This is a genomic window from Haloarchaeobius sp. FL176 (assembly GCF_024609245.1).
Lineage (GTDB): Archaea > Halobacteriota > Halobacteria > Halobacteriales > Natrialbaceae > Haloarchaeobius.
On the sequence record NZ_JANJYH010000002.1, the window covers coordinates 374,545 to 395,669 of the forward strand.

22 protein-coding genes and 1 pseudogene are annotated in these 21,125 nt (G+C 67.7%); 10 read left to right on the forward strand and 13 right to left on the reverse strand.

The features are described from left to right. Nucleotides 1-6: 6 nt before the first annotated feature. Nucleotides 7-1,203: a redox-regulated ATPase YchF gene (locus tag NO978_RS05095; RefSeq protein ID WP_257298451.1), complete on the reverse strand. Its 1,197-nt coding sequence runs from the start codon at nucleotides 1,201-1,203 to the stop codon at nucleotides 7-9. Nucleotides 1,204-1,415: 212 nt separating this feature from the next. Between NO978_RS05095 and msrB the strand changes: the two genes are divergently transcribed. Then, nucleotides 1,416-1,832 (forward strand): peptide-methionine (R)-S-oxide reductase MsrB, encoded by a 417-nt coding sequence (gene msrB, locus NO978_RS05100; protein ID WP_257298452.1) that lies wholly within the window; start codon nucleotides 1,416-1,418, stop codon nucleotides 1,830-1,832. 3 nt (nucleotides 1,833-1,835) lie between these two features. On the opposite strand, the gene NO978_RS05105 is transcribed toward msrB, so the two are convergent. Continuing rightward, complete coding sequence (locus tag NO978_RS05105; protein ID WP_257298453.1) at nucleotides 1,836-2,783, reverse strand: PfkB family carbohydrate kinase; 948 nt, start codon at nucleotides 2,781-2,783, stop codon at nucleotides 1,836-1,838. A 98-nt stretch (nucleotides 2,784-2,881) separates the two neighbouring features. On the opposite strand from NO978_RS05105, the gene NO978_RS05110 reads away from it, so the two are divergent. Next, complete coding sequence (locus NO978_RS05110) at nucleotides 2,882-3,838, forward strand: nucleoside hydrolase (RefSeq protein WP_257298454.1); 957 nt, start codon at nucleotides 2,882-2,884, stop codon at nucleotides 3,836-3,838. A gap of 22 nt (nucleotides 3,839-3,860) precedes the next feature. On the opposite strand, the gene NO978_RS05115 is transcribed toward NO978_RS05110, so the two are convergent. Continuing rightward, nucleotides 3,861-4,724: a VOC family protein gene (locus NO978_RS05115; protein ID WP_257298455.1), complete on the reverse strand. Its 864-nt coding sequence runs from the start codon at nucleotides 4,722-4,724 to the stop codon at nucleotides 3,861-3,863. Nucleotides 4,725-4,841: 117 nt separating this feature from the next. On the opposite strand from NO978_RS05115, the gene NO978_RS05120 reads away from it, so the two are divergent. Beyond that, complete coding sequence (locus NO978_RS05120; RefSeq protein WP_257298456.1) at nucleotides 4,842-5,900, forward strand: type IV pilin; 1,059 nt, start codon at nucleotides 4,842-4,844, stop codon at nucleotides 5,898-5,900. Here NO978_RS05120 and NO978_RS05125 read toward each other — a convergent pair. The 4 genes from NO978_RS05125 to NO978_RS05140 all read right to left on the reverse strand — a co-directional run bounded on the left by NO978_RS05125 (nucleotide 5,883) and on the right by NO978_RS05140 (nucleotide 10,147). Further along, nucleotides 5,883-6,728, reverse strand: a complete 846-nt coding sequence (locus NO978_RS05125) for a bacteriorhodopsin (RefSeq protein WP_257298457.1) — start codon at nucleotides 6,726-6,728, stop codon at nucleotides 5,883-5,885. The genes NO978_RS05120 and NO978_RS05125 overlap by 18 nt on opposite strands. A gap of 385 nt (nucleotides 6,729-7,113) precedes the next feature. Further along, nucleotides 7,114-8,463 carry a S8 family serine peptidase gene (locus NO978_RS05130; protein WP_257298458.1) on the reverse strand — a complete coding sequence of 450 codons (1,350 nt, stop codon included), beginning with the start codon at nucleotides 8,461-8,463 and terminating at the stop codon, nucleotides 7,114-7,116. 424 nt (nucleotides 8,464-8,887) lie between these two features. After that, nucleotides 8,888-9,115, reverse strand: a complete 228-nt coding sequence (locus tag NO978_RS05135; protein ID WP_257298459.1) for a hypothetical protein — start codon at nucleotides 9,113-9,115, stop codon at nucleotides 8,888-8,890. Nucleotides 9,116-9,307: 192 nt separating this feature from the next. Further along, nucleotides 9,308-10,147 carry a response regulator gene (locus tag NO978_RS05140; protein WP_257298460.1) on the reverse strand — a complete coding sequence of 280 codons (840 nt, stop codon included), beginning with the start codon at nucleotides 10,145-10,147 and terminating at the stop codon, nucleotides 9,308-9,310. 426 nt (nucleotides 10,148-10,573) lie between these two features. Between NO978_RS05140 and NO978_RS05145 the strand changes: the two genes are divergently transcribed. Next, nucleotides 10,574-11,458 carry an NAD(P)H-binding protein gene (locus NO978_RS05145; protein WP_257298461.1) on the forward strand — a complete coding sequence of 295 codons (885 nt, stop codon included), beginning with the start codon at nucleotides 10,574-10,576 and terminating at the stop codon, nucleotides 11,456-11,458. Here NO978_RS05145 and NO978_RS05150 read toward each other — a convergent pair whose 3' ends face one another. The 5 genes and pseudogenes from NO978_RS05150 to NO978_RS05170 form a co-directional block, all read right to left on the reverse strand. Further along, entirely contained in the window at nucleotides 11,459-11,887 is a 429-nt protein-coding gene (locus tag NO978_RS05150) for a hypothetical protein (RefSeq protein WP_257298462.1), read from the reverse strand. A gap of 119 nt (nucleotides 11,888-12,006) precedes the next feature. Then, nucleotides 12,007-12,258, reverse strand: a pseudogene (locus NO978_RS19915) (FAD-binding protein); the annotation flags it as partial. Nucleotides 12,259-12,361: 103 nt separating this feature from the next. Continuing rightward, nucleotides 12,362-13,069, reverse strand: a complete 708-nt coding sequence (locus NO978_RS05160) for a DUF2270 domain-containing protein (protein ID WP_257298464.1) — start codon at nucleotides 13,067-13,069, stop codon at nucleotides 12,362-12,364. Between the two features lie 417 nt (nucleotides 13,070-13,486). Next, a complete protein-coding gene (locus NO978_RS05165; RefSeq protein ID WP_257298465.1) occupies nucleotides 13,487-13,936 on the reverse strand; it encodes a universal stress protein in 450 nt (149 codons plus the stop codon). A gap of 43 nt (nucleotides 13,937-13,979) precedes the next feature. After that, the gene (locus NO978_RS05170) at nucleotides 13,980-14,222 is read right to left on the reverse strand and encodes a hypothetical protein (RefSeq protein ID WP_257298466.1); all 243 of its coding nucleotides are present in this window, start codon (nucleotides 14,220-14,222) and stop codon (nucleotides 13,980-13,982) included. Nucleotides 14,223-14,311: 89 nt separating this feature from the next. Between NO978_RS05170 and NO978_RS05175 the strand changes: the two genes are divergently transcribed. After that, nucleotides 14,312-14,539 carry a hypothetical protein gene (locus NO978_RS05175; protein WP_257298467.1) on the forward strand — a complete coding sequence of 76 codons (228 nt, stop codon included), beginning with the start codon at nucleotides 14,312-14,314 and terminating at the stop codon, nucleotides 14,537-14,539. A 15-nt stretch (nucleotides 14,540-14,554) separates the two neighbouring features. On the opposite strand, the gene NO978_RS05180 is transcribed toward NO978_RS05175, so the two are convergent. Continuing rightward, complete coding sequence (locus tag NO978_RS05180; RefSeq protein WP_257298468.1) at nucleotides 14,555-15,328, reverse strand: Nif3-like dinuclear metal center hexameric protein; 774 nt, start codon at nucleotides 15,326-15,328, stop codon at nucleotides 14,555-14,557. Between the two features lie 312 nt (nucleotides 15,329-15,640). Here NO978_RS05180 and NO978_RS05185 point away from each other — a divergent pair, with 312 nt between their 5' ends. The 5 genes from NO978_RS05185 to ppc all read left to right on the forward strand — a co-directional run bounded on the left by NO978_RS05185 (nucleotide 15,641) and on the right by ppc (nucleotide 21,111). After that, complete coding sequence (locus NO978_RS05185) at nucleotides 15,641-16,474, forward strand: RAD55 family ATPase (RefSeq protein WP_257298469.1); 834 nt, start codon at nucleotides 15,641-15,643, stop codon at nucleotides 16,472-16,474. A gap of 57 nt (nucleotides 16,475-16,531) precedes the next feature. Next, on the forward strand, nucleotides 16,532-17,416 hold the full coding sequence (locus NO978_RS05190) for a hypothetical protein (RefSeq protein WP_257298471.1): 885 nt from the start codon (nucleotides 16,532-16,534) through the stop codon (nucleotides 17,414-17,416). Continuing rightward, the gene (locus NO978_RS05195; RefSeq protein WP_257298472.1) at nucleotides 17,413-18,015 is read left to right on the forward strand and encodes a hypothetical protein; all 603 of its coding nucleotides are present in this window, start codon (nucleotides 17,413-17,415) and stop codon (nucleotides 18,013-18,015) included. The genes NO978_RS05190 and NO978_RS05195 overlap by 4 nt, the downstream gene beginning before the upstream one ends. Nucleotides 18,016-18,017: 2 nt before the next feature. Next, nucleotides 18,018-18,338, forward strand: coding sequence for a transcription factor S (locus NO978_RS05200; protein ID WP_257298473.1), 321 nt, complete (start codon nucleotides 18,018-18,020; stop codon nucleotides 18,336-18,338). 85 nt (nucleotides 18,339-18,423) lie between these two features. After that, nucleotides 18,424-21,111, forward strand: a complete 2,688-nt coding sequence (gene ppc, locus NO978_RS05205; protein WP_257298474.1) for a phosphoenolpyruvate carboxylase — start codon at nucleotides 18,424-18,426, stop codon at nucleotides 21,109-21,111. Nucleotides 21,112-21,125 lie beyond the last annotated feature (14 nt).

Below are 21,125 nucleotides of genomic sequence, written 5' to 3' on the forward strand. Positions count from 1 at the left end.
GGCGGGTCAGTTCGTCGTGACGAGTTCGACGACCTCGCGGTGGTCGAGTTCGGTGTCGCCACCCATCTGCCGCTTCGTCCGGCAGTTGAGCCCGTGGAGGAGGCCGTCGCCGATGTCGGAGTGGAGGTGGTAGGCGAAGTCGCTGGTCGTCGAGCCGCCGGGGAGGAGGAAGCAGTCGCGCATCACGCGACCCTGCTCGTCGCCCATGGCTTCGGCACCGCCGGGGAAGACGGCGATGACGCCGAGTTCGTCGAACAGCGCGGCCTCGATGGCCTGCTGCACGCCCGTGCCGCCGAAGGTGGTGACGAACTCGCGGATCTGCTCGAGACCCTCCTCCTGCTCGTCGGAGATATCCGCGACGATCTCGAAGTCGTCGTCGCCGGCGTGGTAGTCCACGACGCCCTGCTCGGCGGCGTTCTTCAGCGCCTTCTCGGCGTGGGCGCTGACGGGGACGAACTGGAGGTGGTCGTAGTCGGGGTCGTCGGTGATCTCGTCCCAGTTCTCCTGGGCGGCGGGCGTGTCCATCTTGTTCGCGGCGACGACCATGGGCTTCGTCCGCTTCCGAATCTCCCGGGCGAGCGCGTCGCGGTCGTCGTCGTCCCACGTCTCGGGGTCGAGTTCGAGGTCGAGCGCGAGGATGATCTGCTTGATCTCGTCTTTGTTCGTGCCGAAGGCGGACATCTGGTCGGCGAGCTCGATCTCGATGGAGTGGTCGTCCTTCGCCTGGTAGCGGTTCTGGAACTTCTCGATCCCCGTCTCGAGGATGCCGACGTACCACTGGTCGAGCTCGTTCTCCAGGAAGTCGATGTCATCGCGAGGGTCGTGGTCCTCGGTGGGTTCGCCTTCGAGGTCCGTCTCGCCGGAGAAGTCGACGACGTGGACCAGTACGTCCGTCTCGTTCAGGTCGGTGAGGAACTGGTTGCCGAGCCCGCGCCCCTCGTGCGCACCGGGGACGAGACCGGCCACGTCGACGAGTTTGGTGGGGACGTAGCGTGTGCCCTCGCGGCAGTAGCCCGTGTCCGGCGTACAGGATTCGTCGAACTCCGGTGCGGCGCAGTCCACCCGGACGTACGCCTCGCCGATGGCGGGGTCGATGGTCGTGAACGGGTACGCGCCCTCGGGCACGTCGTTCATCGTCGCGGCGTTGAAGAACGTCGACTTGCCCACCGAGGGCTTGCCGACGAGACCGATGTTGTAGCTCATTGCACCATCGGACGCAACCGGGCGGCATAAGGCTTGAAATCCGCGTTCGCGGTGGTTGAGACTGTCTTGCACGGGGTTTCCGGTCGGTCCCGTCCGCAGTAAGCTCCGCGTGGGAGCGGTCAACCCACGCCGGAACTCCCCGTGGGGGTTTACAATTTTTGTAAACCCCTCCGACCATGGCACCTTTGCCGTTCCCGCGCCTACCTCGTGCTATGAGCGACAGTCCCCAGGAGTCGACGGAGGACGTTCCCAGTTCCGACGCGGAGTGGCGCGAGCGGCTCGACGACGAGGAGTACGAGATACTCCGAAACCAGGGTACGGAGGCGCGGTTCTCCGGCGAGTACGTCGACCACTTCGAGGACGGCAAGTACCGCTGCAAGGGCTGTGGCGAGGTGCTGTTCGACTCGGAGACGAAGTTCGACCACGGCTGCGGCTGGCCGTCGTTCTACGCCGGAGACGACGACAAGATAGAGAAACGGGAGGACCTGAGCCATGGAATGCGTCGCATCGAGGTCGTCTGTGCGAACTGCGAGAGCCACCTCGGGCACGTGTTCGACGACGGGCCAGCCCCGACTGGCAAGCGGTTCTGCATCAACTCGGTGGCGCTGGAGTTCGAGGACGACGAGTAGGACTCAGCTCTCGCCGTCGCCCAGCACGTCGAGCACCTGCTCTCGGGTCGGTACAGCGGTCTGTACCCCCGTCGCTGTGGTCGAGAGCGCGGCGGCGACGGCGGCCAGTTCGACCGCATCACGCAGCGCAGCCCCGTCACCGAGTTCCGCCGCGAGGTAGCCGGCAAACACGTCGCCCGCGCCGGTCGTATCGACGGCGTCGACGGTCGGCGAGTCGACGTGGAACGCGTCGTCGCCGGTCTCGACCGCGACGCCACGTGCGCCGAGCGTCCGGACGACCGTCCCGTCGAAGTCGGCGAGTCCCTCGTCGAGTGCGGCCGCCTCGCTCTCGTTCGGGGTCACCACGTCGACGGCGTCGTGGGCGAGCACCTGCGCCGCGCCGCCGGCGGGCGCGGGGTCGTAGACGACGGTCGGCCGCCGCCCGGCAGCCGACAGCTCGTCCAGCGCGGCGAGGGACGCGGCGGCCGACAGTTCGTTCTGGAGGAGCAGACAGTCGGCCTCGCGAAGTCGGTCCGCGTGTCGACGGGCGTACGCCGGCGTCACCCTGCCGTTCGCGCCAGCGACGATGGCGATGCGGTTCTCGCCCGTCTCGTCGACGACGATGGCCGCGTAGCCCGTCGGCCCGTCCACGCGCTCGACCCCGTCGACCACGACGCCGCGTTCGGCGAGCGTCCCCAGGACGGCGTGCTCGTCCTCGTCGTCGCCGACACAGCCGAGCAGGCTCGCGTCCCCCCCGGCTGCTGCCGCCGCGACGGCCTGATTCGCGCCCTTCCCGCCGAGGAACGTCTCCGTGAGGTCGTCGCGGACGGCGGCGGGCACGGCGTCGACGCGTACCGTCTCGCCCGCGTCGGGGAACCAGCCGTGGGCGTCGGCGAGGGCTGCGATGCGGTCGTGCGAGAGGTAGCCGACGTGGTCGACGTTGACGCTGCCGAAACTGACGACCCTGGGCATGGGCGCACCGACGCACGCGTGGACAAAGACGGTTCGCCTGCGTCGGCCACGTTGCCACCTCCGGACGAACTAAGCCCCGGCGGGGCGGACACCCGCGCATGACCCGTCGCGTCATCGTCGACACGGACACCGCGGGAGACGACACGCAGGCGATCCTGCTTGGAGCGCTCTCCGACGCTATCGAGCTGGAGCTGCTGACCATCGTCGCGGGCAACGTGGAGTTCGACTACCAGGTCGAGAACGCCAAGTACACGCTCGAGCTGGCCGGCGTCGCGGACGAGGTGCCGGTGTACGAGGGGGCGCGGCGGCCGCTCGTCAAGGAGTTCGAGCACGTCGACCACGTCCACGGCGCGGGCGGGCTCGGCGGCGACCTGTTCCCCGATACTGGCATTGAGTCCGCGGCCGGCTACGGGCCGGACGCCATCGCCGAGGCGGTCCGCGAGTCGCCGGGCGAGCTGACGCTGGTCTGCATCGGCCCACTGACGAACGTCGCGCTGGCGCTCCGCCGCGAGCCCCGCCTCGGCGACCTCGTCGACGAGGTCGTCGTGATGGGCGGCGCGGTGAACACGCTCGGCAACGACACGCCGTCGGCGGAGTTCAACTTCTGGGTCGACCCGGACGCGGCGAAGGTCGTGCTGCGCGAGCTCGACGTGACGCTGCTCGACTGGGGGCTGACGATGCGCCAGGCGACGCTCGAGGCCGGCGAACTCGCACCCATCGAGGACGCCGATACGCCGTTCGCCGACTTCTTCACCGAGATCACGGCACACCTGCGCGAGTTCAGCGCGGAACGCTTCGGCTCGGACGCGACCACGCAGCCGGACTCGCTCGCGATGGCGTCGGTCATCGAACCCGACCTCGTCGAGGAGGCACCGCGATACCACGTCGACGTCGACGAGCGCGAGGGGCTCACCCGGGGCTACAGCATGGTCGACGAGCTCGACATCACCGAGGGCGAGGCCCGCACCCGCGTCGTCGAGTCCATCGACGAGGAGCGCTTCAAGACCATCTTCACCGACATGCTCCTCCACGGGGACCCGGACCACTCGCGGTGACGCGGCCCCAGCCGATGCGCCCTCAGTCCGCCCGCAGGCGGAGCCCGATGCCGTCGGGGTCTGTCAGCTCGATACCGTTGCCGTCCTCGAGCTGGCGGATGGCGATGTCGGCGTCTCGGAGGCTGTCCTCGATGGAGCCGAGCGTCGACTCGTCCGGCAGAAGTAGTTCGTACCAGTCGAGCCCGCGGCCGGTCGGCGGGTCCTGCCGATTCTGCCACGTGTTCAGGCCGACGTGGTGGTGGTAGTCCCCGGCCGCGAGGAACACCGCGGCGTCCGCGTACCGTTGCCTGACGTTCAGCCCGAGCGTGTCGACGTAGAACCGTTCTGCGCCGGGCAGGTCGCTCACCTCCAGATGGACGTGGCCGACCGTCGCCTCGTCGGAGACGCCCGCGCTCCCACAGGCCAGGTCGGCGAGCGCGTCGACGTCGAGCGGGTCGACGCCCATCCGGACGCGGCCGTCGTCGGTCACCGGCCACTCGGCTCGGGGGCGGTCGCGGTACAGTTCGACGCCGTTGCCCTCGGGGTCGGTGAGGTACAGCGCCTCGCTCACGCCGTGGTCCGAGGCGCCGTCGAGTCGCCAGCGGCCGCGGACGCGACGGAGCACCTCGGCGAGTGTCGCCCGGGAAGGGAACAGGAACGCGACGTGGTAGAGCCCCGTCTCGGTATCAGCGCGTTCGGATGCACCGGGGTCCGCGCGCAACTCCAGCAACGGCTCGTCCGGGGTGCCGAGCGTGGCCGTCTCACCGTCTCGCGCTCTGACGACGAGCCCGAGCACGTCCCGGTAGAAGGAAACCTGCCGGTCGAGGTCCGTCACGGCGAGTGCGACCCGACCGGGGCGGATGCCGTCCGGCAGCCCTGGCGATGGCTCTCTGTCGTCGTCGGTCATCGTCCCCACAAAGTGGTCGATGGACAAAAACGCTCCTGCCGCCGGACCGACAGGAGCCACCAATCAGGGTCGGGGGCCGCCACAATCCTCTACTGTGAGGCGTGGCAAACGGTCGGCGTGCCCTTCCCTCGCCCCGTCGGTGCCGAGCGACGCCAGCGTGCTGTCTCCCCCGTCATCGGGAGCATCCTCCTCGTGGCCATCGCGGTCGTGCTGGCCGCGCTCACGTTCTTCATCGCGGGTGAGCTCGCCGACGACACCCAGCCGGCCCCCCAGGCGTCGCTCGACCTCCAGGAAAGCGAGGGGAGCCTCGGTTCCGAGCTCGTGCTCCGGGGCGGCGAGGAGCTCGGCGAGGGCGAGGGGCGTGTCGTCGTCGAGGGCGTCGCGGACGCCGACGTGTTGCAGGACGAGACGCTGACGCTCGACGACCCGGTTGCCATCCACCCGGTCGAGGAGGAGGTGACGGTGTACTGGCACAGCCCGGGGAGCGACGAGAGCTACGAGCTCGCGTCGTTCGATGCCGATCCCGTCCCGTCGCGGCTCCGGCCGGACGTCGGCTGTTCGTGGGTGCAGAACCAGACCGCCGGCGGCACGGGCCCCGTGACCGTCGACGTCGTCGTCGACTGCGACGTGGCTACGGCTGGGGACGTGGACGTCGTCGCGGGCGGCGCGGTCCTCGGGGACGTCGAGGGGACACAGCTCGACGCCACGGACGCGACCATCACCGGCGACGTCGACAGCGGCGGCGACGCGGACCTCACGAACACGACGGTCGTCGGCGACCTGAACGCCAGTACCCAGGTGACGGGTGACACCGGCTCGGTCGTCGAGGGGTCGGTCGCGGGCAGCAGCGTGGACTTCACCGCCTCGGACATCAGCGGCGATATCGACAGCGGGAGCTACGTCGATCTCTCCGACACTACCGTCGGCGGGACGGTCGAGGCCGACGGTGACGTGACCATCGACACCGGGACGAGCGTCGACAGGGCTGTCGTGACGACGGGGGATGTCGCCGTCACGTCGAGCAGCGTCGGTGGCGACGTCTACGTCGACGGGTCGTTCTCCTGCAGTTCCAGCACGATAGCGGGCGCCGGTTGTGGGCCGTACTCGCCCGAGGACGAGGACGACTACTCGCTGGTCCCCGTCGACGGCCCCGCTGCCTCAGTCGTCCGTGGGTGAGCGCCCGCCGATGACCGGCTGGTTGCTCGCGACGACGCTCTGGTTGTTCGCGACCCACCGGAGCAGGAGGAAGGCGAACACGTACTTCGCGAGGATGTCGAGCCCCGAGTACCCCCACGAAGTGGCACCGACGCTCAGGATCGCCAGTCCCTCCGAGCCGAGCGCCCAGAGGACCGGGTAGCCGAACCAGAGCACGACGGTGAGGTTCTTGAGGGTGCCGAATATCTCGCCGGTGCCAGCGGCGCGTGCGTCGTCCGGCCACTCGAACAGCAGGACGTAGACGACCGCGAGGAAGAACGCACAGCTGACCCCGTAGAACAGCCAGCGGTACAGCACCGAGGAGTTCGTCAGCGCGGCCGCCAGCCCGGTGATGCACATCGCGATGTCCATCGTGATTGCCGTGAACAGCTTCGTGAAGTCGGTGCCGGCGAGGAGTCCCAGCGCCGCCAGGATGGCGGGTGTCGAGAACGTCCAGGTGAGGTACCGGCCCCAGGGCGAGAGAATCTGGCCCTCGCCCGCCAGCGCGTGTCCGGACGGCATCTCGAGGAAGCCGACGGTCAGCCCCGACGCCAGCCCGATGTACGACGAGATCGAGACGAGTGGCACGAGCAGTGTCGCGACCCAGATGAGCTTCGCGCGCGAGTCCTCGACGTCCCGGCCCATGTAGACGAACAGTAGTATCGCTACGCCGGCGAGCGCGATGTTCGCCCAGAACGACGAGTAGAGCAGGTCGTTGTTCTGTATCTCGGTCAGCGCGTCCCCCTGCGTCTGGAGTTCGAGTACGGTCTGTGCGACGGTCGGTAGCTCCGCGGTTGCTGGTTCGATCATTGGTGTGCCTCGGTGAACGTACCGTGGCCACGACGGACTGCCGTCGATGCCATCGTGACCATGTCCCTTGCTAACAGGTACTGCTGTAAAAATAGAGAACCTGACCAGTTGTGGTCGAGAGCTGTCCGGCTCCGGCGCTACTCCGGAGACGAGCGGCCGAGCGGTGCGATGAGATATCTGGTGCGGTTGGTCGGTGTGCTGACAACGATGGCCCAGGACGGTCGCGAACGGATTGCCCACCCATCGGCGTGCCGCCACGCACCGACGCTGACCCCGCCGACGCCTGTCCCGGTAGGCTCGTCGTCGGACAGGTCCGGAGCGATTGCGGCACCGTCGAGAAAATCGTGGTCGGCGACGCGGTCCCGAACGCGCGTCGCTGGTCCCCCTACAGCGCGTCGAGGATGTTCAGGTAGCCGCTGCCGTAGTACGCCTTGTCGTAGCCCGCCGGCACGTCGGCGGCCTGCTTGAGCGCGGCCTCGACCTGGTTGGCGTTGTAGTTCGGGTTCGCGCTCTTGACCAGCGCGGCGGCCCCGGCGACGTTCGGGGCGGCCATCGAGGTGCCGGCCTTCCAGCCGTAGCCGGGAACCTGCGTGTCCGGTTCGTCGTCGCCGTCGGTGTCCTCGTACGTGAACACCGTATTGAACACGAGGTCGTTGAAGTAGGGAACGCCGGTGCCGATAGCGCCGAGGTCGGCGTCACCCCCCGGTGCACCGAGGGTGACGGCGTTCGTGCCGTAGTTCGTGTAGAACGCCGGACTCTCCGGCGGCGAGACGAGGTCCGTCAGCTCGCCATCGCCGTCGGCGTCCCAGCCGTAGCCGATGGGACCGGTCGCCGCCACGGAGAGCGCCTGTGCCCCCTCGTTCGGCAGGCTGATGAAGTTCTTGTCGTGCTGGAGGTCGGCCTCGTCGTTGCCGGCCGCGATGACGAGCAGGGTACCCTCCTTGTTCGCGTACGTCATCGTGCTGTTGAGCACCTTCCCGTAGAAATCGCCTTCCCCCTGCCTCGGAATCGGGTACGCACCCAGTGAGAGGTTCGCAACGTCCGCATCGATGTTCACACTGTAGACGATGGCCGCGAGAATGTCCGCGAACGAGGCACCGCCCTCGTCGGAGAACACCCGGCAGTCCACGAGGTCGGTCTTCGGCGCGGTGCCGTTGACGCCGAGACCGGCACCGTTGTCGGCCGCGACGATACCGGCGACGTGTGTGCCGTGGTCGTCGCCGCCGACGGGATTGTGGTCGCCGCCGTCGTCCGTGAAGTTCCGCGAGAGGTCGAGGTTCAGCGGCCCCGCCAGGTCCGGGTGCGTCTCCAGCACGCCGGAGTCGATGACCGCGACCCGTGTCCCCTCGCCCTCGGTCACTTCGTGGGCCTCGGGCACGTCCAGGTCGGCCTTGTCCCACTGCAGGAAGTCGCCCGGCTGGCCCTCGTAGTCGGATGCGTCGAACGTGGGAGCCTCCGCGTTCGTCTCCGGCTCGTTCAGTTCGAGTTCGATGTCGGCCGCGAAGTCCTTGACGCCCTTGGAGGACCGTAGTGCCGACTCGTCGCCGGTGACCACGGCCAGGTCGGTGCCCGGCATCTCGTGGACGACCTCCACGCTGTTCGGTAGCCCTCGTCCTTTCGTCTGGGCGATGAACCGGTCCGTCGATGTCGCCGCTGTGACCGTGGTCCCGACCGCGATTCCTCCGAGCAGTGCCCCGCTCACCTTGATAACATCTCTTCTGGTACTGTGTACCATGGTGTCACTCGACGGCCATATGGCCATAAGCGTTATGTAATGCCTCAGGTTCTTCCGGTAGCACAGTTTCGTGCCGAGGTAATCGCTACTCGGGCTGCCTGCAAGTTCAGAAAACCAAATAGCGCGACATGCGGTCGGTTTCGTCCCGCAGTAGGACTGTACGGACCACTGTGATGGCACCGTCACCGCGACGACGGTGTCGTTGGGAACCACGAACTCCGTCGGAAGGACACCGAGGTGGCGATCTCGCCGGAGTGCCCGTCGATGGCCACCCCGTCGCCGCTGCAGAGGGCTGCTCGGCGACGACCGTGAGTTCGCCCGTGGCCGTCCAGATGGTCCTCGACGGCCCCACCATTGCTCGCTACGGACCCGTTACATCAGGTCGATCAATCGTGTGGGCTCGACGGGGGTGGGTTCGTCGGGCTCAGACGCCGCTGTGCATCGCCTCGTTCTCGTCGTCGGCGAGGTTCTTGCAGCGGCTGGTGTCGGCGCTGCTGAACTGCCGCTGACACTGGGCAGTCCAGGAGACGTCGGTGGACGGCGAGTCGCGTTCGGGCTCGCCTCTTGGTTCGGGTCGGGAGAAGTCGGTCGACTCGTCGATGCGCGGGTTCGTGCTGGTCGCGTCGGGCGTGGCGTCAGTGCGTGTGCTCATGTGGTGCGTCGTCTGGGTGGTGTGGTGGTCGTCCGCTGGCGATTCTGGCTCGGGCGTGACGGGCGTGCTGCGAGTACGTGACTCATCGTGTCCCTACCTCTGCACCAATCTATCATAAATGTTCATGTTGGTACTGGCGTTGCCGCGACTCTCAGTGCCCGACCGAGAACGGTACGCGAGCGTCGGCGCGGTTCAGGGGTCCCCCTCCTCGGAGAGGTCGGTCATCGCGCCGACCATCTCGACGGGCTCGCCCGACTCGAAGCGGACGATACCGCGCGAGAGACAGGGGACGTAACTTCCCTCCGCAGACCGCCAGCGGTACCGATGCGTGAACTCGCCGAACTCGCCCTCGATGTCGTCGAAGCCCGTCGGCTTCCCCTCGTGCTGGCGCGAGTTCAGGTCCCGGGACTCCGACCTGTCGTCCGGGTGGACCCGTTCCGCCCACCACTCGAACCCATCCTCGCGGACGCCGGGCTCGTAGCCGAACCGGCGGATTCCTTCGCTGTACCGAGTCCGACCGGTCGACATATCCCGAATCCAGAACGCGTCCGTCGCGGTCCGGGCGATGAGTTCGTATATCTCCTCCATCCGGTCTGCCCGCTGGCTCGCCCACAGCCTGTCGACGAGCGTCTCGATGCGGTTCGCGAGCACCACGTACTGCGACGACGACGTCTCCTTCCGGAGGTACGCGTCGACCCCCGCGTCGATTGCCTGCGCCGCGATCTCCTCGCTTCCCTTCCCGGTGAACAGGATGAAGGGTGTCCGGTCGTCCGACTCACGGACCAGTTCGAGGAACTCCAGTCCGTCGACGTCGGGCATCTCGTAATCGCTGACGATGCAGTCGACGCGCTCCTCCGCGAGCAGGTCGAGCGCTGCGACGGGGTCGGTCTCGGTCGTGACCGACAGTCGCCCGCCCTCCCGGTGCAGGTAGGTCGCCGACAGGTCGATGAACGCCTCGTCGTCGTCCACGTGAAGCACTCTGATGTCGTCGGGTTCCGAACGGAGGGGTTCCATCGTCTGTTGGACCCACATTCGTCGTCGCTTCTCTTCATATTTGTGACCACGTGTCACGACTCTGGACGGGTTCTCCACCGTTTCCGTCACGTTCGCGTCCGCCCCTGTACAGTCCATCCGCCGGCTGCAGGGTCGAGAATCGGCATCCCCACGGGATTCCCACCAGCGGACCTCGAAACCGCCGAGAACGCCTGTCTCGGACCGGTTACATCGTCACCGGCCGCCCGAGTACTTTGACCGGTCGTCTGCTGGTACGAACAACAGTATGCGTACACACACCACTGACCGCCACCGGTCACGCTGGAGTTGCAGGCACCCGGACAGGGATGGCTGACGATGGCCGACGGCTCCCCGCTGACGAGCGACGGCATGACACGGACGGCTCGCTCCCGGGTCCGAGAACGCAACCGAACACCCTTGCCGCCGCGGCCCGTACGTCCAGTAATGCGTGTTCTCGTCGTTGGCGCGACCGGGTTCGTCGGCGGTCGACTCGTCGAATCGCTGTGCTCGGCCGGCCACGAAGTCGTCGCCTTCTCGCGGAGCGCGAGCCGGTCGACGTTCCCGGACGAAGTCGAGATATTCGAGGGTGACCTCGGCGACCCGGCGTCACTGGACGGGCTCTGTGAGGGCATCGACGCGGCCTACTACCTGATTCACTCGCTGACGGCCGAGAACTTCGCGGAGCTGGACCGGACCTACGCCCGCCGGTTCCGGGAGGCAGCGTCGGCGGCCGGCGTCGACAGAGTGGTCTACCTGAGCGGCATCAGCGGCGACGAGCGGAACCTCTCGCCACACCTCGCCTCCCGTCGGGAGGTCGAGTCTGTGCTCGAGTCCGGGAGCTTCGACCTGACCGTCCTCCGGGCGGCGATCATCATCGGCGCCGGCAGCGCGAGCTTCCGCATCGTCGACGACCTCACCGACCGGCTGCCCGTGATGACGGTCCCGAAGTGGGTACGGACGCCGTGTCAGCCCATCGGCATCGACGACGCCGTCGCCTACCTCGTCGGCGTTCTCGATGCCGACGAGACCAGAGGCGGCATCTACGACATCGGCGCACCGACGGTGTGGTCCTACGAGTCCCTGCTGAAGTTGACCGCGAGGGAGAAGGGCAAGCGCGTCCTGATCGTGCCGGTGCCGGTGATGTCTCCGGCCCTCTCCTCCCACTGGCTCCGGTTGACGACCGACGTCCAGTACGCTATCGCCCGGCCGCTGGTCGAGAGCATGCGGAACCCCGTGACGGTCGACCCCGACCGGGACCTGCAGTCGGTCGTTCCCATCGAGCAGACGTCGGTCGAGGTGGCGGTCCAGCAGGCGCTCGCCGAGGGCTGATCAGGGCTCCCCGGTGCCGGCCTCCCGGACGGGTATCTTCTGGACCTGACGGAGCCCCGCGAGGTGGCCCGCGGCCGCCGCCGACAGCGAGAAGGAACCGTCGAGGTCCGCAACCGTCCGCCCGTGGACCAGCCGGCCGAACGGGTCGCCCCCGACCGCGTAGGCACGTTTCAGCTTGTCGACGAGTGGGCTGGCAACTCCCGCCCGACGGAGGACTCGCCCGACGGTCTCCTGACCGACGTGGACGGAGTCTCCCTCGACAAAGATGAACGCGAAGGGGCGAGCGTCGAACTGCGCCTCCAGGAACGCCTGCACCGGCTCGGCGTCCCAGCGAACGGCAACGACGTCGTCCGACCGGTGGGTCGCCGCCTCGGCGGCAGCCCGGAACAGCGCGTTGCTACCGTCGTAGATGAGGACCGACTTTCTCACGACTCCGCTAGGTCCGTCGTCGGTTTGAGTGTTTGCAAGCCGGGTCATCACGACGGCCGTTTCGGGCGCACTCTCACCACGTCAGTCGCCTCCCTGGGACGGTCTCGTACCGGCCGGTCAACGAGCGCGTCCAGCATCGACTCGCCGGTGTGGTCGCCGGCGAACGCGGTCCGGCGGAACGACTGGGCACCGAAGAAGCGCCGGTCGATCTCGCCGCCCGTGGTCCGGGAGAACTCCATCCCCCACTCGTCGAGTTCGCGGAGCCGGTCGGGCATCTGCTTCGTCACCGTCTCGACCTTCTCCGGGTCGTTGACGAAGTGCCCCTCGTCGAGCGTGTCGGCGGCGTGGATCGCCCACGAGTCCTCTGTGTCGAGTGTCGCAGGGGTAGTTACACGCCTCGAGCGTGCGCGCCCACGTGTGGAGGGTCCAATCGAGTATTCTGGACAGGACTTTCGTGGTTCCCGACCGGGCGCTTCACTCTTCCGTCTTCCAGTCACCGGGCTCTTCGCCGTGAAATTCCCCTTTTGCCTCCCGTGATGTCGGCCACAGAGCCAGCAACAGTGCTCCGAGATACGCCACGCCGACCACAACGATCACCACGATCCCGGGGACGCCGGGGATCGCCGCCGTCTCGAGTGGGCTTTCACCCGATACGAAGACCGTGATCCGAAACAGCCACGCGAGTAGTAACACGGTAACCAGCGGCAGATAGACGCGTTTGAGCCGCCGGGACAGCGCTTCCAGCGTCGAGACCTTCAGCGTCGGCTTTCGCAGGTCATCAGCGATCTCCTTCCGCCAGTCTCGGTGGATCGTCCCCACCGGGTCGAACGCGTTGGCGAAGACGTTCTCCTCTATCAGGCGGACCCGTGACCGCGTCGCATCGTACGTCCGGTAACGGCGAACGTCGAACAACAGGAACATGACCAACGCAACCATGCCGAGCAGGAGAAAGTACGGCGGACTGTCCACGCTCCCGAACGAGAGCGCGAGGACAGCAGTCAGGAGGGCGATCGCCCAGTCTGTAGTCAGGTCGAGCCGGCTCAGATGGGTCGACATCTGTCCAACTTCGCCCCGGTAGTAATGCGGCAACAGCGAGAGAAACTCTTCCTGATCGCGGCCTGCTTCCGCAGCCACTTCCCGAGCTTCGTCGGCCTCGGGATCGAACGAATCGTCGTCTGTCATGTGATCGAGTTCGTTGCGACAGAGTAAATACCCACTGCGAGGCACGTGTGGTGTCTTCAGCACGCGGTTCGTGGCAGTACTGAAGGATTTCGATAGAGCCAACATCGTACTCTAATTCAGCTAGCCGACTTGTGAGTGTCTCACAGTCGTACTCACCCAACCTCGCTGATCTCTTCGCTATCACTAGAAGAGCCTCAGGGAGCTCTCCCCATCAACCGTACCCAGCAAAACGCTCTCCTCCAGCGTACAGAATCAAGCGTGGGCTACTGTTCTACGACGAACGGAGGTCACGAAGAGTCGGTGATAGGTCGGCCTCGGCACTCATAGGGCTCGTCACCGTCGGGAGCCACCCCGGCTCGGAGCGGGTGCGTCGTCATCGGCCAGTCGGCGCTACACCGCCCGGAGAGAAGAGCGTTCTCACTCGTCGCGTCGGCGGGCGATGTACACGTCGTACTGCGGGGTATCGGCGACGGGAGAGCCGACGCTGGAGAGCGGGTTCGTCACGCGGCCGGCGTTCTCGCTGCCGACGAAGACGACGCTGGCGTCGACCTCGCCGGCGACCTCGCGGATGCGGCGGGCCACGTCGGTCGCCTCGCTGGCCACCGGCTCCACGTTCTCGATGAGCTCGCAGCGGAAGTCGGCGTCGGGAGCGAGGTCGCGGACGCGCTGGCGGAGCTTGCGCTCGATGACGCCGACGTCGAAGGTGTCCTCCGGGTCGAGCCAGCCGCGCTCGCGGGCGTAGGCTGGGTCTTCCGGGACGATAGTGAGGACGACGAGCTGTTCGTCGCGGAACGTCGCGAACTCCGTGGCGCGCCGGAGTGCCGTGGTCGACAGCGCCGCGCCGTCGAACGGGACGAGGAGGGTCATGGGCGATGCTACCGTCGCCGGTGACAATACCCTTTCCCCCGGCTCAGGCGACCCGTGCACCGACGTAGCCGCCGAGCCCGCCGAAGACGAGCGGGAACGCGAGGCCGGCGTACAGGACAGTCCCGACGAGGGCTGAGGCCGCAGGGAACGGTGGGGTGAGGGCCGTCACGAGGAGGAGTCGACAGGCGACCGTACCGAACAGGTAGCCGGTCGTGACGGCCGCGCCGGTGACCGCGGCGTCGCCCGCCTGGGCGTCGGTCGGTCGCGGCGGTCGACAAGCACCCACCCGGCGAGGACGAGAACCGCCGCGAGAACGATAACCGGGACGAGCCCGTCGGTACCGACGCGTGCACCGCCGGCGAGGATAGGGCCGCCGTGGCTCGCGTAGAACTACCAGCCGGTCCTGACGAACGTGTCGGTGAGCAGGGAACCACCCGCTACGGCGGCACGGACGACGAACAGGACGCCGGTCAGCAGGTAGCCTACGACGAAGGCGGCGAGCCCGACGCCGCCCCCGGCGTAGAGCGTCGCCTCGTCGAGCGTGGTGTCGCTCGTACGGTGGTGTCACCGGGCCGCCGTGTCATTAGTTCCGTTTCCTGTTGACCTGAATTTAATCGTTCAGAGCCCGGTTGGCACGTCGAAGAACGTCGTCTCGACCTCGGCATCCCAGCGTTCGACCCAGTCCTGCAGGTTCCGGACGCCGAAGGTCTCCGTGGCGTAGTGCCCGGCGAGGAACACGTTCAGGCCGGCCTCGCGTGCCTCGTGGTAGGTCTTCTGCTTGCCTTCACCCATCACGAGTGCGTCGACGCCCGCCGTGTCGGCCTCCTGGACGTAGTTGGAGCCGTCGCCGGTGGCGATCGCGATGTCGCGGATCTCGTCGGGACCGAAGTCGATCGTGCGGACGGGCTGGCCGCCGGTCGAGAGCTCGCTGGCCAGCCTGTCGCGCAGCTCGTCGACGCTGAACGCGTCGCTGGCACGGCCGCGCTGCCCGACGTGCTCCGGCCCGATGGGACCGAACGGCTCGCGCGCTTCGAGACCGAGCAGGTCCGCGAGCCCGGCGGCGTTCCCGAGTTCGGGATGGGAGTCGAGCGGGAGGTGGGAGACGTACAGTGCCACGTCGTGGTCGACCAGCGGGGCCACCCGCCCGTACGTCTGCCCGGTGATGCGCTCGATGCCGCCCCAGGAGATGCCGTGGTGGACGACGACGGCGTCCGCGCCCCAGTCGGCCGCGCGCTCGAACGTCTGTTTCACGCCGTCCGTGCAGAAGGCGACACGCTCGACGCTCCCGCGTTCGGGGCCGACCTGGAGCCCGTTCGCGCTGGCGTCGAGGTCGGCGAAATCAGCCGTCCGGAGCTCGTCGTCGAGTCGCTCGCAGAACTCGGTGAGTCGCATGCCTGAAGCGAGGACCGCCGCGGAGAAAGACCCTGCGCTCCCACCACAGCTGCCGCTCCAGCGCTGGCGAACAGGCACCACTGGCTTCCCGACGACGACGTGGCGCGCAGCCGCTACCCGCCGTCGGACCGCTCTCAGGTCACGCGGGCTCTGGCCGCGGCCTGTGGTTTAAACGATTGCACGACCGCCGGGGCGTTCTGACTGTTCGCGGTTCCAGAGATTCCCACGACTGCTCTACCGGAGCCAACTCTCACGGCCCGACCAACCGGGAGCCGCCGTAACGGTTACTTGCGCACCGGCCGACCTTCGGGTATGGAACGGTTGCCGACGGGTATCTCCCGGCTGGATTCGATGATCGGCGGCGGGGCACCACCCGGGAGCGTCGTGTTGCTCGCGGGCGAAGTCGGTGCCGGCGCCCGGGAGTTCGTCTACACGAGCGTCGCGATGAACGGGCTGAAGGAGTCGGACCAGGAGCTGTTCGACCTGTACTACGGGAACGCTCACGACGCGGCGCGCTTCCCGGAGGAGGTCCACTACATCTCCTTCACCGCCGACAGCGACGCGCTGCTGGAGGAGATGCGGTACGTGATGGACGACGAGCTGGTGGATGCAGGGACCAAGCACGTCGAGTTCGCGGATCTGTCGAGCCAGTACTTCCAGCTGTCCCAGGTGCCACGCGAGTGGTACTCCGATGCGACCCCGAACATCAGCTCGCTCGGTGACCAGGACCGACGGGGGACGCTCGACGCCATCGGGGAGTACCTGAACGAGAACGGGACGGGCAACCTCGTGGTCATCGACTCGGTGACCGACCTGCTGAGCGCGGCCGAGGAGCAGATGGACTGGAACCAGATCACCCTCCTGATGAAGGGGCTGAAGAAGGCCTCGTACCGGTGGGGCGGGCTGGTGCTCCTGCTCGTGAACACGGAGGCGTTGCCGGAGGAGCACCTGGGCCGGCTGATGGACGCGACGGACGGGACGCTCCTGTTCGAGTGGGAGTCGGGTGGCTCAGAGCGGGCGCGGACGCTCGTCGTCAAGCAGTTCCGGGGGGTCCTCTCCCGGCTGGAGGACGAGAACATCATCCAGTTCGAGACGGAGATCCACGACGGCGGCTTCGATATCAGCGACGTGCGGAAAATCCGTTGAGGGCCGTGGCGTGACCTGCAACAAGTCTTAAGCGTATCCCAGCCGAACTGCGCACGAATGGCGAGCGAGGAGCATGTCGACCTATCCGTGCAGCTACCACCGGAACTGGGGGAGTGGCTGCACGACGAGGCGAGCGAGCAGGGTGTCCCTCCGGAGGCGTTGCTGGAGCAGCTCCTGTCCGCCTACCGGACGGTATCAGCGGCGAACGGGGGAGATTCGCACGACCTCGCAACGCTGCTGGAGGACCGAGAGGGGGAGCTGGACGAACAGCTCGAGACACAGCGCGAGGAGTACACCGAGCTGATTCAGGACGTTCGCGAGCGCGTCATCCAGGTCAAACGCGAGACGGACCGGAAGGCGGCCGCGGACCACACCCACGACGAGCTGCGCGCTCGACTGGACGAGCTCGCGGCGACGGTCGAGGGGCTCGAGGGCGTCCGAGGAGACCTCGACGACCTCGACGATTCGGTCGCGGAGCTCTCGTCGGAGCTCGACGCGGGGTTCGACAACTACGAGACCATCCTCCGGTACCTGAGCGACACGACCGACGACCTCGAGACGAAGCTGACGAAGCTGGCGCGCCTGACCGTCGACCTCCGCGAGGAGGTGCTGCGGCTGGCGGCGGCGGACGCGCGGCGGTCGGCGGTGGACACACTCCGGCTCGCAGCCAACCGCGAGGGCATCGAGCGCGCGAAGTGCGAGGAGTGCTCGTCGACGGTCCGCATCGGACTGCTGACCGAGGCGGCCTGCCCGCACTGTGCGAGCACGTTCACGGACGTCCAGGCCAGCGACTCGTTCGGGCCGTTCGGGTCGAACCGGCTGCTCACGGGTGAGGCGCCGGCGCTGCCCGAGGGCGCCGAGCCCGACCTCGACGACGACCTCGACGAGGCGTTCTTCGAGGAGGACGACCGCTCCGCACCCGACATCGAGGGGAGAGAATGACGGACGACGACCACGACCCGCTCGACGACCTCGTCGACGAGATGGTGGATACACAGTCGGTGCCGCCGGAGGAGGCGGGGTCCGACGACGGCGAGCACGCGGACACTGCAGACGAAACGTCCCAGAGCGAGGAAGACACCAGCCAGAGCGCTGCCCCCGACGGAGAGGCTCCGAGCCTCGAAGACGTGACCCACGAGGTCACCGGACCGGACGGCGAATCGCCCCCGGAACTGGAGGGCGAAACGGCCGGCCCGCTCGGCGAGATGGCGGACGAGTTCGAGCGCCGCCGCGAGGAGCGCGACGCCGAACCGGACGACGAGCTGTTCGAATCCGTCGACGTCGGCGACGTGGATAGCGAGGCGCTCTGGGAGCAGGTGTCGACGGACGAGCCAACGGCCGAGCCCGAGCCCGACGCGCCGGAGGTCCGGGTCATCTCCAAGAGCAAGTACTGCCAGCGCTGCGAGTACTTCACCGACCCACCGGCGGTCGGCTGCACGAACGAGGGGACGACCATCGAGAGCGAGGCGAGCATGGACGAGTTCGAGGTCGTCGACTGTCCGAAGATACTTGAGGACGAACGCCTCGAACGCACACGATAACGATGCAGTTCTGCGACGACTGCGGTTCGATGATGAAGGCACAGGGCGAGGAGTGGGTCTGTTCGAGCTGCGGCGCGAGCGAGGCCCGCGGCGGCGACGAGAGCGAGTTCGTCAGCACGGAGTCACAGACCGACAGCGAGGTCATCGAGACCGAGGAGAACGCGGAGTTCGAGGGGAAACCCACCGCGACCGACGTGCGCTGCGACGAGTGCGGTACCGAGGAGGCGTGGTACTACATCCAGCAGACCGCCTCCGCCGACGAGCCGCCGACGCGCTTCTTCAAGTGCACCGAGTGCGGGAAGAAGTGGCGCGGTTACAACTGACGTTCACAATTCTTTACTCACAATCGAGTGGCAATTTTCTCCACGGTCGCGAGCCGTTATACCCCTCGCTACCGTACACCGTGGTATGAGCTTGCACGACAGGGACGTTCGGCAGGACGTCAGGGAGCTCGGCGCGCTCCTGGGCGACGTGCTCGAAGCGCAGTCCTCCACGGGGGCGTTCGAGACGGTCGAGTCCGTCAGGACCGCAGCCATCGACTACCGACGCGGAACCGAGGATGACCGGGAGACACTCGCCGCCGAACTCGAGGGACTGACGCCGGAGCTGTCGAGCGTGGTCGCACGGGCCTTCACGACGTACTTCGAACTCATCAACCTCGCCGAGGAGCGCGAGCGCGTCCGGTCGGTCCGGCGCGGCGAGCAGGACGGCACGCTCGCCGACGGCGTCCGCGAGGCCGTCGAGGACCTCGCCGCGGACGACCCGGAGACGGTCCAGCAGGTGCTTGACGACGTGCTCGTCGAGCCGACGTTCACCGCTCACCCGACCGAGGCGCGCCGGAAGACGGTGAAGGCGAAGCTGCGCTCGGTCGCGAACCACATCGAGACGCTCGACGAGCAGCGGCTGACGGACGGCGAGCGCGAGCGGGTCGAGCGCGCGCTCGAGGCCGAGGTGACGAGCCTCTGGCAGACCCCGCAGGTCCGGGACCGCCAGCCACACCCGACCGACGAGGCGCGCAACGTCCAGTGGTACCTGGAAAACACGCTGTTCGACGTGACCGCCGACGTGTACGCCGACTTGGAGGACGCCCTCGGTGAGTCGTTCGACGACCTCGACGTGGACAAGCTGTTCGAGTTCCGGTCGTGGGCGGGCAGCGACCGCGACGGCAACCCGTTCGTGACACCGGAGGTGACGAGCGAGACGCTCTCGCGCCAGCGACGGGTGGTGCTCGAGCGCTACCGTGAGCGGCTGAAGGCGCTGTCCGGTGTCCTGAGTCAGGACGCCGCCCGTCTCGACGTCGGCGAGCAGTTCGAGGCGTCGCTGGCCGCGGACCGCGACCGGCTCCCCGGCGTAGTCGACGAGGCCGAGGCGCGCTACCCGAGCGAGCCGTACCGCCAGAAGCTGAAGCTGATGCGCGAGCGCCTCGACCGCGTGGACGACGTCCGTCCGGGCGGCTACGGGGACGCCGGAGAGCTGGTCGACGACCTGTCCGTGCTCGCGGAGAGCCTGCGGCAGAACGGCGGCGAAGCGATCGTCGACGCCCACGTCGAGCCCGCGCGGCGGCAGGTCACGACGTTCGGGTTCTCGCTGGCCAGCCTCGACCTGCGCGACCATCAGGAGAACCACACCGAGGCTGTCGGCGCGGCACTCGCCCGCGAGGGCATCGACTACCCGTCCCTCGACGAGGACGAGCGCGTCGAGACGCTGACAGCGGCCATCCTGCAGGACGAGACCATCGTGGACGTTGCCGACACCGAGGGGCTCTCGGAGACGGCGGGCCGCGTCCTCCGCCGGTTCGATCACCTCGCCGACTGGCAGGACGAGTTCGGTGTGCAGGCCATCGACACCTACGCCATCTCGATGACCGAGGAGCCGAGCCACGTCCTCGAGGTGCTGTTTCTGGCGGACCAGGCCGGCGTCGTCGAGCTCCCTGGCTACTGCGGGCTCGACGTCGTCCCGCTGCTGGAGACCGAGAGTGCGCTCTCGGGAGCGCGGCGCATCATGGGCACGCTGTTCGAGAACGAGGCCTACGCGAGCGCACTCGAGGCCCGCGGGGGCACCCAGGAGATCATGCTGGGCTACTCCGACTCGAACAAGGAGAACGGCTTCCTCGCGGCGAACTGGTCGCTGTACGAGAACCAGCGCCACCTCGCGGACGTCTGCGACGAGTTCGACGTGACGCTGCGGCTGTTCCACGGGCGCGGCGGCTCCATCTCGCGCGGTGGCGGCCCGATGCACGAGGCGCTGCTCGCGCTCCCGAACCGCACGGTGACGGGCCAGGTGAAGTTCACCGAGCAGGGCGAGGCCATCGCCGAGAAGTACGCCAATCCGCGGGTCGCCGAACGCGAGATATCCCAGATGCTCAACGCGCAGCTCAGGGCCCGCCGGAACGCCATCGAGATGCCCGAGGAGTCGGTGTCCGACGAGTGGGTCGACGCGATGGCGACGATGGCCGATGCCGCCCGCGACGAGTACCGCGACCTGCTGGAGACGGAGGGGTTCGTCGAGTACTTCGAGCAGGCGACACCCATCACTGTCATCGAGGACCTGAACCTCGGCTCGCGGCCGGCCTCGCGCTCGGGCGACCGCAGCGTCGAGGACCTCCGGGCCATCCCGTGGGTGTTCTCGTGGACGCAGTCGCGGTGCATCCTCCCGGGCTGGTACGCCCTGGCGACCGGCATCGACGCGTACCTCGACGACGGTGGTGACGTGGAGACGCTACAGGAGATGTACGACTCGTGGCCGTTCTTCCGGTCGACGCTCGACAACGCCGCGCTCTCGCTCGCCCGGACGGACCTCGAGATTACGACCTACTACACCGAGCTCGCCGAGCCGGCGCTCCGCGAGCGGTTCTTCCCGCGCGTCACCGCCGAGTACGAGCGCGCCACCGACCTCGTGACGGCCATCACCGGCCGAGAGACGCTGTACGCCCGCGACTGGTACGGCGAGAGCCTCCGTCGGCGCAACCCGTACGTGGACCCGCTGAACCTGCTCCAGACGCGACTGCTCGCCCAGAGCCACCGCAGCGAGGCCGAGGAGCGCACGTTGCGACTGACGGTCAAAGGCATCGCCGCGGGGATGCAGAACACCGGCTGAGGCGGCCTATCGTT